The 20,416-nt window shown below is 35.8% G+C and carries 17 protein-coding genes; 14 read left to right on the top strand and 3 right to left on the bottom strand.

Translation table 11 applies throughout. The features are described 5' to 3' along the window. The first annotated feature begins 69 nt into the window (after positions 1-69). From KBW87_RS07260 to KBW87_RS07225, 8 genes are all read left to right on the top strand, one after another. Positions 70-828 carry a DeoR/GlpR family DNA-binding transcription regulator gene (locus tag KBW87_RS07260; RefSeq protein ID WP_057808847.1) on the top strand — a complete coding sequence of 253 codons (759 nt, stop codon included), beginning with the start codon at positions 70-72 and terminating at the stop codon, positions 826-828. Then, entirely contained in the window at positions 825-1,739 is a 915-nt protein-coding gene (pfkB, locus tag KBW87_RS07255; protein WP_057808845.1) for a 1-phosphofructokinase, read from the top strand. The genes KBW87_RS07260 and pfkB overlap by 4 nt, the downstream gene beginning before the upstream one ends. Before the next feature lie 32 nt (positions 1,740-1,771). Beyond that, positions 1,772-3,760 carry a PTS fructose transporter subunit IIABC gene (locus KBW87_RS07250; RefSeq protein WP_057808843.1) on the top strand — a complete coding sequence of 663 codons (1,989 nt, stop codon included), beginning with the start codon at positions 1,772-1,774 and terminating at the stop codon, positions 3,758-3,760. Between the two features lie 297 nt (positions 3,761-4,057). Then, positions 4,058-4,336, top strand: coding sequence for an ArsR/SmtB family transcription factor (locus tag KBW87_RS07245; protein WP_004040360.1), 279 nt, complete (start codon positions 4,058-4,060; stop codon positions 4,334-4,336). 238 nt (positions 4,337-4,574) lie between these two features. Further along, entirely contained in the window at positions 4,575-5,477 is a 903-nt protein-coding gene (locus KBW87_RS07240) for a metal ABC transporter solute-binding protein, Zn/Mn family (protein ID WP_057808841.1), read from the top strand. A 72-nt stretch (positions 5,478-5,549) separates the two neighbouring features. Continuing rightward, positions 5,550-6,170 carry a metal ABC transporter ATP-binding protein gene (locus KBW87_RS07235; protein WP_034975523.1) on the top strand — a complete coding sequence of 207 codons (621 nt, stop codon included), beginning with the start codon at positions 5,550-5,552 and terminating at the stop codon, positions 6,168-6,170. After that, positions 6,170-6,967, top strand: coding sequence for a metal ABC transporter permease (locus tag KBW87_RS07230; RefSeq protein ID WP_057808839.1), 798 nt, complete (start codon positions 6,170-6,172; stop codon positions 6,965-6,967). Before KBW87_RS07235 ends, KBW87_RS07230 begins: the two co-directional genes overlap by 1 nt. A gap of 131 nt (positions 6,968-7,098) precedes the next feature. Further along, positions 7,099-8,328, top strand: a complete 1,230-nt coding sequence (locus KBW87_RS07225) for an alpha-hydroxy-acid oxidizing protein (RefSeq protein WP_057808837.1) — start codon at positions 7,099-7,101, stop codon at positions 8,326-8,328. Positions 8,329-8,463: 135 nt separating this feature from the next. Here the strand turns inward: KBW87_RS07225 and KBW87_RS07220 are convergent, their stop codons facing one another. Both KBW87_RS07220 and pepF read right to left on the bottom strand, forming a co-directional pair. Next, on the bottom strand, positions 8,464-8,844 hold the full coding sequence (locus KBW87_RS07220) for a hypothetical protein (protein WP_057808835.1): 381 nt from the start codon (positions 8,842-8,844) through the stop codon (positions 8,464-8,466). A gap of 93 nt (positions 8,845-8,937) precedes the next feature. After that, the gene (pepF, locus tag KBW87_RS07215) at positions 8,938-10,737 is read right to left on the bottom strand and encodes an oligoendopeptidase F (protein WP_057808833.1); all 1,800 of its coding nucleotides are present in this window, start codon (positions 10,735-10,737) and stop codon (positions 8,938-8,940) included. 156 nt (positions 10,738-10,893) lie between these two features. On the opposite strand from pepF, the gene KBW87_RS07210 reads away from it, so the two are divergent. From KBW87_RS07210 to cydC, 5 genes are all read left to right on the top strand, one after another. Beyond that, positions 10,894-12,171 carry an LCP family glycopolymer transferase gene (locus tag KBW87_RS07210; RefSeq protein ID WP_057808831.1) on the top strand — a complete coding sequence of 426 codons (1,278 nt, stop codon included), beginning with the start codon at positions 10,894-10,896 and terminating at the stop codon, positions 12,169-12,171. Positions 12,172-12,544: 373 nt separating this feature from the next. Beyond that, positions 12,545-13,972: a cytochrome ubiquinol oxidase subunit I gene (locus KBW87_RS07205; protein ID WP_057808829.1), complete on the top strand. Its 1,428-nt coding sequence runs from the start codon at positions 12,545-12,547 to the stop codon at positions 13,970-13,972. Then, positions 13,973-14,989 (top strand): cytochrome d ubiquinol oxidase subunit II, encoded by a 1,017-nt coding sequence (cydB, locus tag KBW87_RS07200; RefSeq protein WP_057808827.1) that lies wholly within the window; start codon positions 13,973-13,975, stop codon positions 14,987-14,989. It abuts the gene before it with no gap. After that, positions 14,989-16,707 carry a thiol reductant ABC exporter subunit CydD gene (cydD, locus tag KBW87_RS07195; protein ID WP_057808824.1) on the top strand — a complete coding sequence of 573 codons (1,719 nt, stop codon included), beginning with the start codon at positions 14,989-14,991 and terminating at the stop codon, positions 16,705-16,707. Before cydB ends, cydD begins: the two co-directional genes overlap by 1 nt. Beyond that, entirely contained in the window at positions 16,697-18,445 is a 1,749-nt protein-coding gene (cydC, locus tag KBW87_RS07190) for a thiol reductant ABC exporter subunit CydC (protein WP_057808822.1), read from the top strand. Before cydD ends, cydC begins: the two co-directional genes overlap by 11 nt. Here cydC and KBW87_RS07185 read toward each other — a convergent pair. Then, complete coding sequence (locus tag KBW87_RS07185; RefSeq protein ID WP_057808820.1) at positions 18,442-19,434, bottom strand: polyprenyl synthetase family protein; 993 nt, start codon at positions 19,432-19,434, stop codon at positions 18,442-18,444. The two genes, cydC and KBW87_RS07185, sit on opposite strands and share 4 nt — an antisense overlap. A gap of 65 nt (positions 19,435-19,499) precedes the next feature. Between KBW87_RS07185 and KBW87_RS07180 the strand changes: the two genes are divergently transcribed. Continuing rightward, complete coding sequence (locus tag KBW87_RS07180; RefSeq protein ID WP_057808818.1) at positions 19,500-20,399, top strand: prenyltransferase; 900 nt, start codon at positions 19,500-19,502, stop codon at positions 20,397-20,399. The last annotated feature ends 17 nt before the right edge of the window (positions 20,400-20,416 follow it).

The following is a 20,416-nucleotide window of genomic DNA, read 5'->3' as shown; positions in this document are numbered from 1 at the left end:
AATTATTTTGAAGAAAAATGATTGATTTTAGAATCGAAAGCGAATACAATATTTTTTGAGGTGAAAATTATGCTGACTGAGGAACGCCGAAGTTTAATTGAAAACTATGTCAACGAGCATGAGTTGTGTCGTGTGGCAGAGCTATGTAAATTAACTGATACTTCTGAATCAACGATTAGACGAGATTTAATCCAAATGGAAAAATCAGGAATTCTTAAGAGGGTTCATGGTGGCGCTCAATCAGTGAAGAATTTCTCTCGTGATGTTTCACAAAATGTTCGTTTTAATCTTAATCACGATGCTAAGATAGAAATTGCCAAATATGCGGCGGAACATTTCGTTCATTCTGGAGATAATATTTTTATTGATGCTGGGACTACTACCTATGAGATGGTACCATTTTTAGCGGAAATTCCTGATGTAAAGATAATTACTAATGGAGTAGAGACCGCTTTATGTAGTTTAAATTATGGCATTGAAACTATTTTAATTGGCGGAAAGGTTAAAGATGATACTCATGCAGTCATCGGTCAAACCGCATTAAAACAAATTAAAGGGATGAACTTTTCTGCAAGTTTTATTGGGGCAAATGGTATTGAAAAAAATGGCAATATCACCACTCCGGATCCAGAGGAATCTGCCATTAAAGCAGCCGAAATTGCTCAAGCGCACAAGGCCTATGTTTTAACAGATTCTTCTAAGATTGGGGAACGCAATTTTGCAGTTTTTGCAAATGTAGACGACGTTTGTGTGATTATCAATAAACTTAATCAAAGTCAAAAAAAGGCACTACCTGCCGGGATAAAAATAGAGGAGGTACAAAAATGATTTATACAGTTACTGTTAATCCAGCACTTGACTATGTAATGCAACTTGAAAAAGTTAATGCTGGTGAAGTTAATAGAACTAATAATTATTCATTTTTAGCAGGAGGAAAGGGAATTAACGTTTCTCAAATCCTTAACCAATTAAACGTAGAAAACACAGCTTGGGGCTTTGTTGGTGGTTTTACTGGTAAGGAATTGATTCGTCAATTGAATCAAAAGAGAATTACCAGCGACTTCGTTACTATTTCAGATGTAACCCGTGTGAACGTTAAGATTCATGCTGAAAAGGAAACTGAAATTAACGCTGCTGGTCCCCAAATTACTAACCAAGAAATCACTGCTTTTAAGTCACGTTTAGACGATCTTAAGAAGGGTGACATTGTGGTAATGAGTGGTTCTCTTACTCCAAGTTTACCAACTGATTTTTATCAACAATTATTGCCTACAATTAAGGATGCAGGTGCTGAATTTGTTGTAGATACTACTGGACAAGCACTTCTTGATACTCTTGAATATGGCCCATTAGTAATTAAGCCAAACCATCATGAATTAGCAGATTTGTTCAATACTAGCTTTGATTCTAGCGATGTCATGCTTGAATACGCAGAAAAGCTTTTGAACATGGGTGCACAAAATGTAATGGTATCTATGGCTGGCGACGGTGGTTACCTTTTGACTAAGGACCACGTTTACCACGCAAAGGGTGCCGTTGGTACTGCTGTTAACTCCGTAGGTGCTGGTGACTCAATGATCGCTGGATTTGTTGGTACTTACTTCAAGACTCATAATGCAGAAGAAAGCTTTAGAATGGGTATGGCTTGTGGTGCTGCAACTGCCTTTACTAAAGATATTGCTGTTAAGAGTCAAATTGATGCTGTACTCCCACAAATTAAAGTAGAACAAATTTCTTAATTAATAAATAAAAAATAGGAGGACATGATTCGATGAGAATCAAGGACATATTAAGTACTGAGTCCATGATTATGGACCTCAAGGCTACTAATAAAGAAGACGCCATTAAAGAAATGGCTGACCTTGAAGTCAAGACTGGCATTGTAAATAATGAAGATGAATTCATTAAATCAATTTGGGCTCGTGAAGATGAATCAACCACTGGTATCGGTGGCGGAATCGCAATGCCTCACGCACGTAATAAGTACATTAATAAAGCACGAGTATTATTTGCCAAGAGTAAGAATGGTATTGACTACAATTCTTTGGATGGTCAACCAGTTCACTTATTCTTCATGATTACTGCACCAGATGGTGCTGATAATACTCACCTTCAAGCTTTAGCAAAACTTTCAGGACTTTTGGTAAATCCTGATTTAGTTGAAGAATTAAAGAAAGCTCAAACTCCTCAAGAAGTAATTGACTTGTTTGAAAACGCTGAAGCTAAGAAGGATGCTGAAGATAAGGCTGCTGCTGAAAAGAAGAAAAAGCAAGAAGCCGCAAAGGCTGCCGGTACTTCTAAGGAAGACGAAAAGCCTTTAATTGTTGGTGTTACTGCATGTATTAACGGTATTGCTCACACTTACATGGCTCAAGAAGCTTTGATTAAGGCCGGTGAAAAGCGCGGTATCGAAGTTAGAATCGAAACTAACGGTTCTGAAGGTGTTAAGGATAAGTTAACCCCAGAAGAAATTAAGCGCGCTAAGGGTGTAATTATTGCATCTGACAAGAAAGTTGACATGCCACGTTTTGATGGTAAGGAATTAGTTTCTCGTCCGGTTGTTGATGGTATTAATAAGCCAAATGAATTGATCGATGACATTATGGATGGTAAGGCTAGTGTTTACCATGCTAGTGCAAGCGACAAGTCAGATGAAGGATCAAGCGACGCAAGCGTTGGTGTTTGGGGCAAGATCTACAAGAACTTAATGAGCGGTGTTAGCCACATGTTACCATTCGTTATTGGTGGTGGTATCTTGATGGCTATCTCCTTTATCGTTGAAAACTATATGGCTGGTGGTCCTAAGAACCCTGCATTTATCTTCTTAAACTCAGCAGGTAACTTAGCATTTGCTTTCATGGTTCCAATTTTGTCAGCTTATATCGCTGAATCAATTGGTGATTTGCCTGCATTGATGCCAGGGTTAGTTGGTGGTTATATGGCTGCCATCGTTAACGGTACTAATGGTCTTCAAGTTAACGTTCAAGCTCATGCAACTTCTCCAGCTGGTTTCTTAGGCGGTATTGCTTCAGGTTTCATCGCTGGTTACTTGATGATTCTTTTGAAGAAGATTTTTGCAAAATTACCTAAGTCAGTTGAAGGTATGAAGCCAATGCTTCTTTATCCAATTTTAGGACTATTGTTCATTGCTTTGATTATGTACTACATTGTCAACCCAATCTTTAGTTCAGTTAACTTTGCAATTACTCACTTCTTAAACAGCATGGGTACTGGTAACTTAGTAGTTCTTACTACTATCTTGGCTGGTATGATGGCTATCGATATGGGTGGTCCTTTCAACAAGGCTGCTTACGTATTTGCTTCTGGTGCCTTTGCTAATGACCCTCATTCAGCTACTGCCGCTGTTATGATGGCTGCCGTTATGGTTGGTGGTATGGTTCCTCCATTTGCTACTGCTATTGGTACTACTTTCTTTAAGAACAAGTTCAACAAAGAAGAACGTCGTGCTGGTGTATCAAACTGGATTTTAGGATTCTCATTCATCACTGAAGGTGCTATTCCATTTGCTGCAGCTGACCCAGGTCACGTCATTCCATCATGTGTACTTGGTTCTGCTGTTGGTGGATTCCTTGTTGGTTTATGGCATATTCAAGTTCCAGCCCCTCACGGTGGACTTTGGGTATCACCACTTGCTAACCACATCTGGCTCTACTTCTTAGCAACTATTATTGGTTCTATTGTTGCCGGATTAGTTCTTAGCTTCTGGAGAAAGCCAATTTCAAAGGATCCTGACGAATAAAATTATTAAAAATTGTTGTCTACTCAGGCAGCAATTTTTTGTTAGGTGATATTAGAAAAAACTAATCTAAAAAGATAACGCAATCCCAAAATAATGGTTAAATGCAAAAATAACCTATGTTATCGTGCAAAATGACTACTATTTTTATAAAAAACGTATTATAATATAAATATCTTGATGATCTCTACTTAAATCAAGATACTCTGTTATGTTTTGCGTCACCTGAGGGTGGCGTTTTTTTGTTTTTGAAATTAAGTTATAATGAAGGAAGATTGACAGGACAGGTGGAAAAAGAAGTTGAATGATCAAATTATTCGAATTACGAGAGCATTAAATCACCCTATTCGAATTCAAATCCTTTATTATTTAAATGATAATAAACAAAGCAGCGTGAATAATTTAGTTAAGCAATTTGATGTTAGTCAACCTGCGATTTCGCGTCATTTGAGAATTTTAGAAGAAGCTCGGCTAGTAAAAAGTGAAAGAGTCAAGCAAGAAAAGTACTATTATCTGTTTGACAATCATATTATCAAGATTCTTGATGTTCTAAGACAACATGCTAAAGGTGAATTTTAGTTTGACAATCATATAAAAATATGTTTATATAATGATGTAATTCTAGATAAAGCATTTAAATAATTCAGCAAAATTTATGGCATGAATATCGATAACATCAAGCTTCTTAGAGCTTGATGTTATTTGCGTTTCTCAAAGATGTTGACAGAATATAAAAACTAGCTTATGCTAACTTTAAATCAAAAATGTTGCTGAATTTTGATTTAAATGCTTTTTTATTTGTATTTTGGAGGTAAATATGAAAAATACAAAATCTAGAATTATAAGATCCATTTCTATCTTAGGATTATTAGGTGCTTTAATGGTGCTTGTTTCAGCTTGTTCTGGACAAACCGACTCCACCAGTGATTCAAAGAAGATTCAAATTGTAACTACCACTAACGTTTATTCAGATATCGCCAAAAATGTAGTGGGTAAATATGGCGATGTACATGCGATTATTACTAACAGTACAACTGATCCGCATGATTTTGAGCCTACTACTGCAGATGCTAAGAAATTATCAAATGCCAATATCATTGTGGCTAACGGTTTAGGTTATGATAGCTGGATGACAAAATTAGCCAGTTCAGTAGATAAAAAGCCGGTTCTAGTAGGTGAAGACTTGATGGGCCTTAAAAAAGGCGACAATCCACATATTTGGTACAATTTAAACATGCCAACTAAATATGTAAACTACTTGGTAAAGCGTTTGTCTAAATTGGATAAAAAGCATGCTGCTTACTTTAAAGAAAATGGTCAAAAGTATCTAGCTAAAATTAATAAAATCAAGAAGTTAGCTAAGAGCATTGATGGTAAGAATAGTAAGCCGGTCTTTGTAAGTGAACCAGTCTTTGATTATGCTTTAAAAGAAGCTGGTTATAGAATTGGCGATAAGGAATTTGAAGAAGCAGTTGAAAATGGTACTGACCCAAGTCCAAAGATGATTAACAAGATGACTAATGATATTAAGAATCGGAAGATTGCTTTCTTTGTTAATAATAGTCAATCCAGCAGTTCAACTGTGAAGAGCTTTGTAAAACAAGCTAAAGACCATGGTATTCCTGTTTTGAATGTTCGCGAAACTATTCCTAACCATGTAACTTATTTAAAGTGGATGAATGAAAATTACGAAAAATTAGCTCAAGTTTCTAAAAAATAGTAACTAAGCTGAATTAAGAAGAAAAGGTGGCGCAAAAATTTGACTGATGTTTTAAAAGTTAAAGACTTAACCATGAAGTTTGATTCAAAAGTCATCTTTCAAAATTTAAATTTTGAATTAAAAAAGGGTTCCATGACTGCGCTTCTTGGTCCTAATGGGACGGGAAAAACAACTTTGATCAATATTTTGATGAAATTGTTGATTCCAACTTCGGGGACTTTTGAATTTGCCAAAGGTGTAAAATTGGGTTATGTTCCACAATTTAGAAATATTGAAGCCGACTATCCTCTATCTATTAGAGCTTTTGTCAGTTTAAATACACCTTTAATTAAAACTAAGAAAATTAAGGAAAGAGTTACCTCTGAGTTGAAAGAAACCCATCTGCTCTCCATTCAAAATACTCGCATGGGTGAAGCTTCTGGAGGACAAAAACAACGCGCATATTTAGCGCAAGCGCTGCTGGATAAGCCCAATATGATTATTTTGGATGAGGCAACGGCTAGTCTGGATCCTTCTGCCAAAGAAGAACTTATGCAGCTCATTAAGCATTTGAATGAAGAACATGATATTACTGTACTTTTTGTAACGCATGATGTTCCTTTAGCTAGAAAATATATGAATAATTATTTGTACCTAAATCACGGTACAATTACTCAAGGTAAGATGAGCGAATTTGAGGGGGATTACGAATAATGTTTCAATTTGAATTTATGCGTTATGCCTTCCTTGCAAGTACGTTCATTGCAATTACTTGTGGTGTAGCAGGAGTTTATGTAGTGGCGAGAAACTTTAGTTTTTTAGCTCATACATTATCAGAAATCGGCTTTGCTGGTGCGGCTTTTGCAGTTTATTTGAATATGGCGCCATTGTGGGGGATGCTTCTGTTTACTCTTTTGGGATCAATTAGTGTAGGTGAATTATCTATGCACACTGACCAAAAAGAAAGCTCAATTAGCGCAATTTCTGCTTTGTTTATTGGATTAGGTGTGTTGTTTTTAGCTATTTCTAATTCCAATAGTCGTTATGCAACTAATATTTTATTTGGAAGTATTATTGGTGTTGACCGTAAAGGGGTTATTCAGTTAGTCATTCTCTCAATTATTGTTTTATTACTGATTTTTAGTGTACAAAGGCAATTGAATTTTGATTCTTTTGATCATGTAGGTGCGCTAGCTAATGGGGTAAAAGTTGGATTAGTAGGATTAATATTTTTAGTTGCATTGGCAATGGCTGTTTCAATTGGCTCACAAATAGTAGGATCAATGCTGGTCTTTATCCTTTTGACTTTGCCATCATCTACGGCGCGTTATATTGCTCGCAGTGTGCCCGGAATGATTGCGTGGTCAGTAGGAATTGCCCTTTTTAGTGTATGGCTTGGGTTATATTTAGGATTTGTAACTAATTGGCCCGTAACTTTCTTTATTTCTTTGATTGATGTAGTTATTTATTTGGGAGCTTACTTTACTCATCTCATTAAACATAAAGTCTAGAGAATAAGGCCGAAAGGCCTTATTTTTTGAGTAAAAATCATAATAAGTCATATTGTTATAGCATGAAAGTGCTTTCTTTTATAATGAGAGTGAAATATAAGATTTCATAGATAATAAGAGGGAGTACTAAAATGACTTATTATTACAAAGGATTTCCACAAAGTACCCGTGATGAAGTATTACATATGGTGAATGTGGAAGAGCTAGCTAGAAAAGCTAAAGATGTGATGCCAGAGGCAGCTTACTACTATGTTGCATCTGGTGCTGAAAATGAATGGACTTGGCGTGCTAATACTTCTGCCTTTAACCATTATCAAATTATTCCCCGGGCACTAACTAATATGAGCCATCCTCAACTAGATACCGAATTTATGGGGATGAAACTTAAGACACCAGTAATGATTGCTCCAATTGCTTGTCATGGGATTGCCAATAAAGCTGCGGAAGTTGGTACCCAAAAAGGGGCTGCCGCTGCAGGAGCACTCTTCTCATCAAGTACTTATGCAAATAAGAGTGTTGAGGATATTGCTGCAGCTGCTCCAAATGCTCCTAGATATTTCCAACTTTATTTAAGTAAAGATTGGAAATTTAACAGAATGGTCTTTGATGCTATTAAAAAGACAGGTTATAAAGGTATTTGGTTAACCGTTGATGCTTTGGTATCAGGTTATCGTGAAGCAAACTTAAGAACTCACTTTACTTATCCTGTTCCGCTAGATTTCTTTACTCGTTATTTAGGTGGAAAAGGAGAAGGTCAAACTGTGGCTCAAATGTACGCCGCTTCTGCTCAAAAGATTGGTCCTAAGGATGTTCAAAGAATTAAAGATGAAAGTGGCTTGCCTGTATTTATCAAGGGTATAACTAATGCGGAAGACGCATATAAGGCAATTGGTGCAGGTGCAGATGGTGTATACGTAACTAACCACGGTGGTCGTGAAGTTGATGGTGAACCAGCTACAGTTGATGATTTGCCAGAAGTTGCCAAAGCTGTAGCTCATCGTGTTCCTGTTGTTTTTGACTCAGGTGTTCGTCGGGGTTCACATGTATTTAAGGCTTTAGCACTTGGTGCTGATATGGTTGGTATCGGTCGTCCGTTCCTTTATGGCTTAGCTCTTGGCGGTGCTAAAGGGGTTAAGTCGGTAATTGATCAATATAATAAAGAATTACTTATTGATATGGAATTAACCGGTTGTAAAACCATTGAAGATGTAAAACATGCTAAGATTGCTCATATTAGATATACTGCTGACAATCTACCATCTGATACTGATCCAACTAGAATGAAACCATATCCTGTCACTAAGTATAATCAAATGAAGAGTGATGAAGCTGATGCAAGTTCAGGAGCTTCTGAAGCTTAATCAGTAAAAAATAAAACCGCCTCCCAACGCAGGAAGCGGTTTTTTGATGTGAGAAATTTTACTTTCCTTTAATAGTTATATATGTAGTTTAAGAAGTAGTCAAATTAAATTTATAAAAATAGTGAAAAATTTCCGTTATTGCGTTTTTAATTTATATAATAAGTCATTTGCATAGTTTACTACTTTGATTAAATCAATTAAATGTTGACGTTGAGAGAGATCATTAAGAAAGTTATCGAAATCCAAAATTTCTTGATTGAAGGCATCCATTACCTCTAAAGATTGATCATTAGAATTCATAATATCCTCTGGAACGCTATCGGTTTTTGCTTGCATGGTAATCTTTAAAGCTACTTCATGATATTCCTTGATCAATTGAAGAAGTTTATCAATATGTTTTTCAATAATTTCAGCCCACTGCTTTTGATTCTGCTCAATTTCACTGATCATTTGATTGAATTCCATATGAGTATTATAGCCTGCTCTTAATAAAGCACGATTAATTTTTTCCTCCATCACAAAAATCTCCTTTCTATCTATACATTAATACGTTTTGAGGAAAAATAGTAAAAAATAACCCAGAAATTAATGTTTCCTGGGTTATATTTTTTAGAATTGATCAATCAAACTTTCAAATTCATTTAGTCGTTTTTCAAAGGTCTTGAAAGCATCTTCTAAGTAATCAGGTTTAGTCATATCAACACCTGCACGTTTCATGATTTCAACAGGATAATCGCTTGAACCAGACTTAAGATAATCAATATAAGCTTCTTTATCTTTTTGATCGCCATGAACCACTTTATTTGCTAAAGCTGTCGCTGCTGCAAAGCCGGTCGCATATTGATATACATAGAAGTTGTAGTAGAAGTGAGGAATACGTGACCATTCCTTAGCAATATCTCCACCTGGTGTAACACTGTCGCCGTAGTAGCGTTGGTTGAGCTCACCGTAAAAATTATCTAAAACTTCAGCAGTTAAGGGTTCACCATTGGCATCGGCTTCATGAATAAATTGTTCGAATTCCGCAAATTGAGTTTGACGATAAAGAGTACCTTTAAATGAATCAAGATAATAATTTAAAATGAAGGCCCGGGTTTTTGGATCCTTAATATGGTCCAGGAAATATTCCGTCAAAATATTTTCGTTAGTAGTTGATGCAATTTCTGCAACAAAAATCGGGTAGTCCCCATAAACATAAGGTTGATTGTGACGGGTGTACCATGAATGCATTGAGTGGCCAGTTTCATGAACTAAAGTATAAAGAGAGTCAATATTGTTTTCCCAGTTTAAAAGTTCATATGGATCAGTATCGTAGGCTCCTCCAGAATAAGCGCCAGTGACCTTGTTTTGGCTTTCTACGGGGTCAATTACTCGATTGTTAAAAATATAATCGACATGCTTTAAATAATCTTCTCCAAGAGGAGCTAAAGCTTTTTTAGCTTCTTTTTTAGCTTCTTCAAAATTATATGAAAGAGCAGGTTTTCCAGTCAAAGGCACATACATATCCCACATTTGTAAATCGTCAAGCTTGAGAATCTTTTTACGTAAACTAACGTAGCGGTGGAGAAGATCAAGATGCTTGTTAACTTCTTTTAACAATGTGTCATAAACATTGGTATTTACGCCATTTTCGCTAAGAGAAGCATTCCGTGCAGACTTAAAATTGTGAACCCGAGCGTTATAGTTATGCATTTTTACTACGCCAGATAAAGTTGAAGCTAGTGTGTTTTCAAATTGACCATAAGTTGCATACATCACATCAAAGGCCATTTTACGTACATCACGGTTTTGAGATTGAATTAAATTGGAATATAGCCCATCAGAAAGTTGGACCATTTGACCATCTTCATCTTGAACATATCCGTATTGCATGTCCGAGTTAGTTAAAACGTTAAAGGTGCTTTCTGAAGTATTCATTGCATCACTCGCGTCAGCAATTAATTTTTCTTCTTGGGCTGGAAGAGTATGGGGACGCATCTTGGTGATGGTGTCAATTAAATGAGCATAATCCTTTAAACGTGGTTCCTCTTTCATAAAGTCAGAGAGCTTTTCTTCTGGGATAGAAAGGATCGCAGGATTAAGGAAGGAAGTCACTGCTTCAAATTGACTAGCTAAGCTTTGGACACGGGCGACATAGCCTAAATAATGATTATTTGAAGTATCAACATCGCTTGCCATTGTGGCATAGACATAAATGTTTTCAAAGCGCCGCTTTACGGCCAACATTTGAGTGATAGCTTCGTACAGATCTTTTCCAGAATTGGTAATAGTATTTTTTAAATCTGCTAAATCATTGATATCGTTTTTGACGTTTTGGTACGCATTTTCCCAATCTTTATCTGATTTGAAAATGCGACTCAAATCCCAAGTTAATTCTTCTGGGACTTCGTTTCTTGTTGGTAAAGCCATAAAAATCTCCTTTTTACATATCACTTATTCAAAAACTGTATGTGCTAAAATACAAAGAATAAGTTATTATTAATTATCAGTAATTTTATTTTATCTGCTGTTTAAAAGTGGTACAAATAAATTTGTATTATTTTTGAAGGGAAACGATATAACGATATGGATCCAAATTCCGAAAATAGAGAGAACTATCGCTCGCGGCGCTCGGGACTCAATTTACATCGTAATCGAGTGTTTGCGGCATCAAAAGGTTCATTTAAACAAGGAAATACATTCATTAGATTTATTGGCTTGCTTGTATTAATTGTAGCTGGATGTGGAGTTGCTTGGGGGGCTCATATGTACTTTTCAGTTCACAATGCAATTGACAATGCTAGTGGCAACACCTCGGCTACTTCCGGTAAAATTGCAGCTAAGCAACCAATTTCTGTGTTGATTTTGGGAGTAGACCAGGGTATTGAAGGACGCCATGATCAAGGAAATTCCGATACTTTGATTTTAGCTACGGCTAATCCACAAAAAAATAAGGCCACTATGACCTCTATCCCTCGTGATACATTGGTAGATGTTTTGGGTGAACCTGGGAATAAATACTTTATGTTTAGAGTTAATTCCGCATATGAAGTAGGTGGGAATAAAGCTGCAGTTAAGACAGTTTCAACGATGCTTAATGTACCTATCAATTATTATCTAGAAGTTAATATGAAGGCATTAAAGAGCTTAGTTGATGCGGTAGGTGGAGTAGACGTTCAAGTTCCATTTAGCTTTTCTTATGACTGGTGTGACTTCCACAAGGGTAAACAACATTTGAATGGGCGTCATGCGGTAGCTTATGTTCGAATGAGAAAAGAGGATCCGCGCGGTGATTACGGTCGTCAGCTTCGTCAACGTCAAGTAATTGAGGCAGTAGCCCAAAAAGCGATGTCCGTTAATACAATTAGAAACTATCGTAAGTTAGTTGAAATTTTTGATAAATATGTCAAAACTAACCTTACTTTTAATGATATGTTCGCATTGGCTATGAATTACCGTGGTTGTATGAACAATTTAGACAGTGGCTATATCCAAGGGCATGACGCTTGGATTAATGGTTCTTCTATTCAAGTTGCTTCAACTAAAGAATTGCAAAAAACTTCTGATAAAATCAGAACTAATCTAGATCTTGATAAAGAGACTTTGGATAATGAAGAAACTCGTCAAAATGAGTTGAATGAGCTTCATAATCATATTAATTGGAAAGATCCAAATGCCTTCACTAATTATCAAATTTTTGATGCAAATTCAGATACACCTCAAACTAGAAATTCAACGAGTTCTAGTTCGACGACAAGTTCATCTTCAAATTCTGAGTCTTATTATTCTGGTAATTCAGAAACTAATCAAAATTCAAAAACTACAAAGAGCAAAAAGAGTAATACTTGGAGTATCTTCAAGTAGATATGGAAAAGCATTTCGGATAGAAATGCTTTTTTTGTATAAATAACCATAAAAATTTTTTTGATTTTTATTCAAGGATAATAATAATCCTTAATTAGTTTTTGTTTGTGAAGTTAATTGTAAATATATTTCTAATAAAATTATATAAATATTGTTCTTTGCCATCGGATAGGGATTCAAAAATAATTTAATGTATAAGCATAATGTTATAATTGAAAGTAAAGCTTAACAGAGAAATAATATAACAGTTGTGAAAGCGCATTATTTAAGGTGTTGCAACATTTCATAAGTAGCAGTAGACTGGAAATGGGATTAAATAATGTACGTTATTATTAGAAGAATTTTCTAATAGTTTTCTCAATGGAGGCGTAATATGAATATTGTCGATTTGGCAAGATTTCAGTTTGCGATGACAACCATATTCCACTTTTTCTTTGTACCATTTTCTATTGGTACAGCATTTGTTGTTGCAATCATGGAATCTATGTATGTAAAGACTGGGAATTCCCAGTACAAAAAAATGACAAAGTTTTGGGGCAATGTTTTCTTGCTTAGCTTTGCCGTGGGAGTAGTTACAGGAATAATTCAAGAATTCCAATTTGGAATGAACTGGTCTGATTATTCAAGATTTATGGGAGATATTTTTGGAGCACCGCTTGCATTTGAAGCTTTGCTTGCTTTCTTTATTGAATCTACCTTTATCGGACTTTGGATGTTTACCTGGAATAAAGTGGGGAAAGGTTTACATCTGTTCTTTATTTGGATGGTCTCATTTGGTACATTAGCTTCCGCATTTTGGATTTTAACTGCTAATGCCTTTATGCAACACCCAGTAGGCTATTCAATTAAAGGTGGTCGTGCCGTAATGGTTAACTTCGGTGCGTTGATCACTAATCCACAATTAGGCTTTGAATATGGACACGTTATTTTTGGTGCTTTATTGACTGGCTCTACTATTTTTGCCGGTTTAGCTGCCTTTCAACTTCTTAAAAAGCGTGCTATTTCAAAAGAAAGTAAGCAAATTTATCATAAAACAATGCGTTTAAGCTTTGTCTTAATGTTTATTTTCTCTATTTTAACTATTGGCTTAGGTGACCTTCAAATGCAATATTTGGTTAAGGAACAACCTATGAAATTTGCAGCTACTGAAGCAGTTATGAAGACCACTGGCGAACGTGCACCATGGAGTGTAATTGCTTTTGTAAATCCAAAAACTCATGAAGTCAAAGGAAACATTGATATTCCTGATATGCTAAGTATTCTTTCTTACCACAAAACTACAGGTTCAGTTAAGGGTATGGAAGAAATCAATAAGGAAATGGAAAAGAAGTACGGCACTAGAATTGCTGGTCACAAGATGAATTACTATGTTCCAGTTAATACTTTATTCTGGAGCTTCCGTTTTATGGCTGGATTCGGAACACTTCTAGCTCTTGTTTCAATTGTTGGTTTAATTATGACTCGCAAAGGTCATGAAACCTTGTATAAGCATCGTTGGTGTCTATGGGTGGTTGCTATTTTGACATTTGCTCCATTTATTATGAACACTTGTGGTTGGCTAATTACTGAATTTGGTAGACAGCCATGGACTGTTTATGGAGTATTTACCACCGCTCAAAGTGTGTCGCCAAATGTTTCGGTAGCATCCCTATTAACATCCAACATTGTTTACTTCTGTTTGTTTACAATATTAGCGATTATCATGATTGCTTTAGTGGTTCGCTACTTGCGTAAGGATCCTGACGATATTGAAAATCAAGAACCTAAATTAGCAGATCCATTTGCAAAGGGGGCCTTCTAAATGTCATTCTTACAGATACTTTGGTTTGTTTTGATCGGCGTTTTATTTGCAGGCTTTTTCTTCCTTGATGGCTTTGATTATGGGGTAGGAATGGCTGTTGAGACGCTGGCTTATAATGAAAAAGAAAAAAGCCAAGTTATTGAAACAATCGGTCCTGTTTGGGATGGAAATGAAGTGTGGCTAATTACTGCCGGGGGTGCGATGTTCGCATCATTCCCATATTGGTACGCTACTTTATTTTCTGGATATTATTTAATTCTGTTGTTGATCTTATTTGGTTTGATCATTCGTGGGGTATCATTTGAGTTCCGTGCTCAAAGTCCGGAATATCGCAAGCCTTTCTGGGATGCAATGCTTGCTCTTGGAAGTTTAATTGCTGTTTTCTTCTTGGGAGTTATGTTTATCTCAATGATTAAAGGGATGCCTATTGATGCAAATGGTAATATGAAAGCCCAATTTTTCGATTACTTTAATTGGTTCTCAATCGTAGGGGGGGTTGCCTTAGTTCTTCTCACTTATTTGCACGGCTTGAACTATATTACTTTAAAAACTAAAGGCCCTATTTCTGATCGTGCCAGAAATTATGCCCAAGCTTTATATTGGGTACTTTATGTTGGTGAAGTGATTTTTGCATTACTTCTTTTATTCCAAACCGACTTTTTGAGAGTTCATCCAATCTTAACTTGGGTATGCCTAATTTTGATTGTGGGCTTCTCAGTTGCAGCTCATATTTGCACCTTTAGTGATAAGCAAGGATTGGCCTTTACTTTTAGTGGACTTACCTTAGTTTCATTAGTTGCATTGATCTTTTGTGGATTATTCCCAAGAGTCATGATTTCATCAATTAGTAGTAGTTATGACTTGATGATTCAGAGTGCATCATCATCAAACTACACATTAGTAATCATGACTATTGCAACAGTTATTTTGGTACCATGTATTTTAGCTTATACCATTTGGGCATATTGGATTTTCCGTAAGAGAATTGAAATGCCTAGAGTAGGGGACGGATATTAATGATTGATCGACATCTATTTCAACTTGCAGGTGCTAATTCAATCGCAAAAAGACTTGCAGTACTTGAGGTTCTGCAAGCCTTTTTCATTATTGGACAAGCTGTGGCGTTAAGTATAGTTTTAACCCAGCTATGGCAAGGAAAAAATTTAAATATTGAAATGCTTTTAGTCTTTATTGTTTGTTTTAGCTTTAGACAAATAATTAATTGGCTAAATGAAAAAATACTAGATCATTATTCAAGTAGAGTAAGTGAAGAATTACGAAAAAAGCTTCTACAGAAAGTCTTTGTAGAAGGACAAGCTTTAATTCAAAAACAAGGGACCGGCAGTTTGATTACGATGGCCCTTGATGGGATTGATGAAGTACGACAATATATCAAGTTAGTTTTCAGTAAAGTTTTAACAATGATGATTGTGCCAATTTTTATTTTTATAGCTATGCTATTTTTGAATTGGCTATCAGCTCTAATTTTGCTTGCAATGTATCCCTTGATTGTTTTGTTCATGATTATTCTTGGTCATGCGGCTCAAGATAAGGCAATTAAGCAATTTGGTAATTTTCAAAAATTATCTAATAATTTCATTGATTCTTTGCGTGGCATTGATACCTTGAAGTATTTAGGATTAAGTAAACGTTACTCTAAGAGTATTTTTAGGTTAAGTGAACGGTTCAGACATCGAACTATGGCCGTTTTAAAAGTGGCGATGCTATCAACTTTTGCCTTGGACTTTTTCACTACTTTATCGATTGCCGTAATTGCGGTTTATTTAGGATTTGGGCTGATGAATGGCAAGGTTAGTTTGTTTCCGGCTTTAGGAATCTTAATCTTGGCTCCCGAATTTTTCTTACCAATCAGAAATTTTGCAGGTGATTTTCACGCAACCTTAAATGGGAAAAATGCCTTTAAGAGGATAAATGAACTCATTAAATCACCTAAAGAACCTGTGGCCAAGATCAGTCTTCATACTTGGCAAAAGGATGATGAACTTCAAGCTGAAAATATTTGCTTTGATTATGAAAAAGGGGCTGAAATTGGACCAATTAATGTCAAAATAAAGGGCTATGAAAAAGTCGGCATTATTGGGATGAGTGGCTCGGGTAAAACTTCTCTGGTTAACCTGTTAAGTGGATTCTTAACTCCATCAGATGGTGAGTTTGAAATTCAGAATCATAAAACTAAGACCTTAAATATTCCGGATTGGCATCAGCAGCTCATCTATATTCCTCAACAGCCCTATGTTTTTACTACGACTTTGAGGAAAAATATTGCCTTCTACACTCCAGATGCTAGCGATGAAGAAATTAAAGAAGCGATCCATGTAATGGGGCTAGATGATTTATTAGCTGAATTACCTAAAGGTCTAGATACAGTGATTGGCCAAGGAAAACGGGTTTTGTCAGGAGGACAGGCTCAGCGAATTGCTTTAGCACGAGCATTTTTGGATAAAGAAAGACGAGTCATGATTTTTGATGAACCAACTGCTCACTTAGATATTGAAACTGAAATTGATCTAAAGAAGCGGATGATTCCGTTAATGGAAAATCGACTGGTTCTGTTTGCCACCCATAGATTGCATTGGATTAAGAAGATGGACTACATTTTAGTAATGAATCATGGTCAACTTGTTGAGCAAGGAACTTATAGCGAATTAACCAAGAAAAATGGCTACTTTACAAGTTTAATGAAACAAATGAGAGGTGAAGAGGATGCTAAATAAAATTCCAATTTTGCGATCTCTAAAAAATGATCATTGGGTAAAGCCATTTTTAAAACGCTATAAAAAGACTTTGATTTTGGCCATTTTTTTAGGAATTTTGACCTTTGTTTGTGGGGCCGGATTGATGTTTTGCGCTGGCTATTTAATTAGTAAAGCCGCCACAATGCCAGAAAATATTTTATTGATCTATGTTCCAATTGTATTAACTAGAGCATTTGGGATTGCGCGTCCGGCAGTTCGTTATGTTGAAAGACTTGTGAGTCATAATTGGGTTTTGAAAATGACATCTAGTTTTCGAAAAAAACTCTATGATTCATTGGAAGTAGATGCGGTATTTTTCAATAGTAAATATCAACTAGGTGATATTTTGGGACTTTTGGCAGATGATGTAAGTCACATTCAAAATTTATATCTGCGGTCTATTTTTCCCATGTTTGTTGCTTGGGGGCTTTATGCCTTAATTGTAGTAGGATTAGGAATCTTGTCACCTTTAATGGGACTATGGATGTTAATTCTATTTGGTTTGATGATTTTTGCTATTCCATATTGGTCTGTAATTATTAATGGTGCGCGTCAAGCCTATGAAAAAGAAGTTCAAGATAAAATTTATGTAGATTTAACCGACAATGTAATGGGGGTTAATGATTGGATTTTATCAGGTCGCAATAAAGAATACTTGCGTTTGCATGTGGCCAGCGAAAAAGAATGGCTCAAAGTTCATCAAAAAATGAGAAAGTTTGAACGAATGCGCGACTTTCTTTTGCAGATGTTATTTCTTTTAATTGTAGTGAGTTTAATTATTTGGGCCGGGGCTAAATTTGGTGGTCACTATAGTTCAGCTACTAATTGGATTGCTGCTTTTGTTTTAGCAGTTTTCCCAATGGTAGATGCTTTTGTTCAACTTCCAAGTGCAGCTCAAGAAACTAATATCTATCAAAGGTCTTTGGTTCGTTTAAATAAACTTCCCCAACCTAAAAAAGAAGAAGTTAAGCCTATAGATCTGAAACAGCCCTATGAATTGACTTTGTCTAATGTTCATTACACTTATCCTGGGACTAAAAAAGAAATTTTAAAAGGAATTAATTTAACTATTAAGCCGGGAGAAAGACTAGCAATTCTTGGTAGAAGTGGGTCGGGTAAAAGTACTCTTGCATCTCTAATTAGGGGTGATCGAAAGCCAAGTAGCGGGTCGATAAAGCTGAATGGAGTTGATACTGATAAATTTGGAGATCAAATTACTAAATACATCAGTATCATCAATCAAACGCCATATCTCTTTAATACCACAATTGCTAATAATCTCCGTTTAGGAAACGAAGATGCAAGTGAAGAGCAATTATGGCAAGTATTAAGACGAGTTGGATTGAGCGAGATGGTTCAAGAATTACCTGATGGCTTAGAAACTAAGGTAGATGAAGCCGGGCTTCGCTTTTCTGGGGGGGAACGCCATCGCTTGGCATTAGCGCGAATTTTATTGCGCGATACTCCCATTGTGCTTCTTGATGAACCAACTGTAGGCCTCGACCCGATTACAGAACAGGCTGTCATTAATACCTTTATTAAACAGTTAAAAGGTAAAACTCTGATTTGGATTACTCACCACCTGCAGGGAATCGATAAAATGAATCAGGTGATTTTCATTGAAGATGGTAAATTGACCATGGAAGGAACTCCGCAAGAGTTGTGGGAGACAGAACCCCGTTTTCGTGAATTAAAAAAAGCCGATCAGGGCCTTTAAAGTGTTCTAGATAATAATTCTTGTGACATTTTTTGAAGGAGTTTAACAGCCTTATTTGAGGGTAATTCCTTTAAGTTGTTAATTGCTTTTTGAGAAAATTGCTCGGCGAGTGCGCGACTTTCTTCGATGGTGTTGCTTGATAAAATTATTTCTTGAATTTGACCAATATCTTCAAGAGTCATTTCACGCTTTTTAGCTAAAATTGGGTCAAGTCTTAAGCGCAAATTATCATGACTTAAGGCCAGGAGGATGGGTAATGAATAAACTCCGGTTGCTAGATCTTCTAGCGTAGGTTTGTTTAATTTTTTGCCACCAGCATAATCTAAAATGTCATCAATCATTTGGAAAGCAATTCCTAGATTTTGGCCAAAGTCAGCCATTAATTGCACCTGATCAAAATCACCGCCAGCAAAATGAGCTCCTTCTTCACTGGCTAGACTAAATAAAGCAGCGGTTTTACCTTTGATATCTTTTAGATAATCATCAAAACTTTGATTAATGTTAAAACGCTGGCCCATCTGTCCCAATTCACCATTTAAAATTCGGCGCATAGTTTGGGCATTTTTAACTAAAAATTCGTGTTCATCAATGGTTTCAAGCATCAGATCAAAGAAATTAGTAAATAGTAAATCACCTGCATACACGGCTACGTCCTTACCAAATCGAGCTTGGATGCTAATATTGCCACGTCTTTTATCAGAATCATCAATAACATCATCATGAATTAAAGTAGCCATATGTAAAATTTCAATTGAAGTAGCTAATTTAATTATTTTAGGAGAAGTGGCTAATTCCTTTTTTCCACAGCTTCTAGCGGATAAAATTAAAATTGTAGGACGCAGATATTTTCCGCCACTGTTTACCATTGTTAGTAAGGCTGATTGAAGACTGGGAATGGGAGCCTTGATTGTTTTTAATAAGTAATCGTTAACTTGAGATAACTGTGAACTAATCAATGGATAAGATTGCCAAGGTTTATAATTATTCATGATGAAATTTCCTTAATTGTTGTAAATACTCAAAATTATGTTTTGAGAGGATGTGTTGTGGATCGATGTCATTAAATGTATTTTTAGAACTTGTTGAAATAAAAGCTAAAACAGCTAGTGTAGCCCCTTTTTTGTTAGGGATGTGCTTTAGTGCATATTATTATCATCACCTGAATTGGACTTTAGCATTAGTATTCTTTGTAGCAATGTTTTTGTTCAATATGGTGGTTGATATGCTTGATAACTACAGTGACTATTATCATGCCGATAATAAAGCTTACCAACAAAGTACTAACATTATTGGAAGAGAAAACATTTCCCCAAAACTTGTTTTGGGTTTGATGATTAGCTTTACCCTTATCTCAGCTTTATTAGGAATCTGGTTGGTTATCCAAGCTGGATTGCCAGTACTTTGGATGGGAATATTCTGTTTTGCAATTGGATATTTGTATTCCTCTGGTCCCAAGCCAATTTCAGGACTACCTTTGGGAGAATTTGCCTCAGGTTTTACAATGGGGTTTATGATTGTGCTTTTAAGCGTTTATCTGAATACCTATCAAGTCTTTTCCTGGAGTTGGGTAAGCCTAGGCCGGGTATTTTTATTAGCATTAGCTGATGAATTATGGATTTCTAATTTGATGCTAGCTAATAATTTATGTGATGCAGAAGAGGATGAATCCAATCACAGAACAACGATTATTCACTTTATTGGTAAAAAAGCGGCTTTAGTTGCTTTTAGTGTAAAAAATGTGTTGGCATTTTTAGTTATTATACTATTGCCATTTATTAATATTGCCCCTAAAACAGTGTGGCTAACAGTCTTTATTGTACCTTTCGTTTATAAGCAGAACAAGCTACTAATTCAAAAGCAGGTAAAAAAAGAAACATTTATTACTGCTGTTAAAACATTGTTAGTTGGGTCAATGACTTTTTTAATTACGTATTTCATTGGAATTTTAATCTAGAGTAGAAATGGAGGATT

Origin of the sequence: Lactobacillus intestinalis, from assembly GCF_024397795.1 — a bacterium.
Classification (GTDB): domain Bacteria; phylum Bacillota; class Bacilli; order Lactobacillales; family Lactobacillaceae; genus Lactobacillus; species Lactobacillus intestinalis.
The sequence above is the reverse complement of the archived record's forward strand: the minus strand, read 5'-3'. Positions and strand labels throughout refer to the sequence as shown.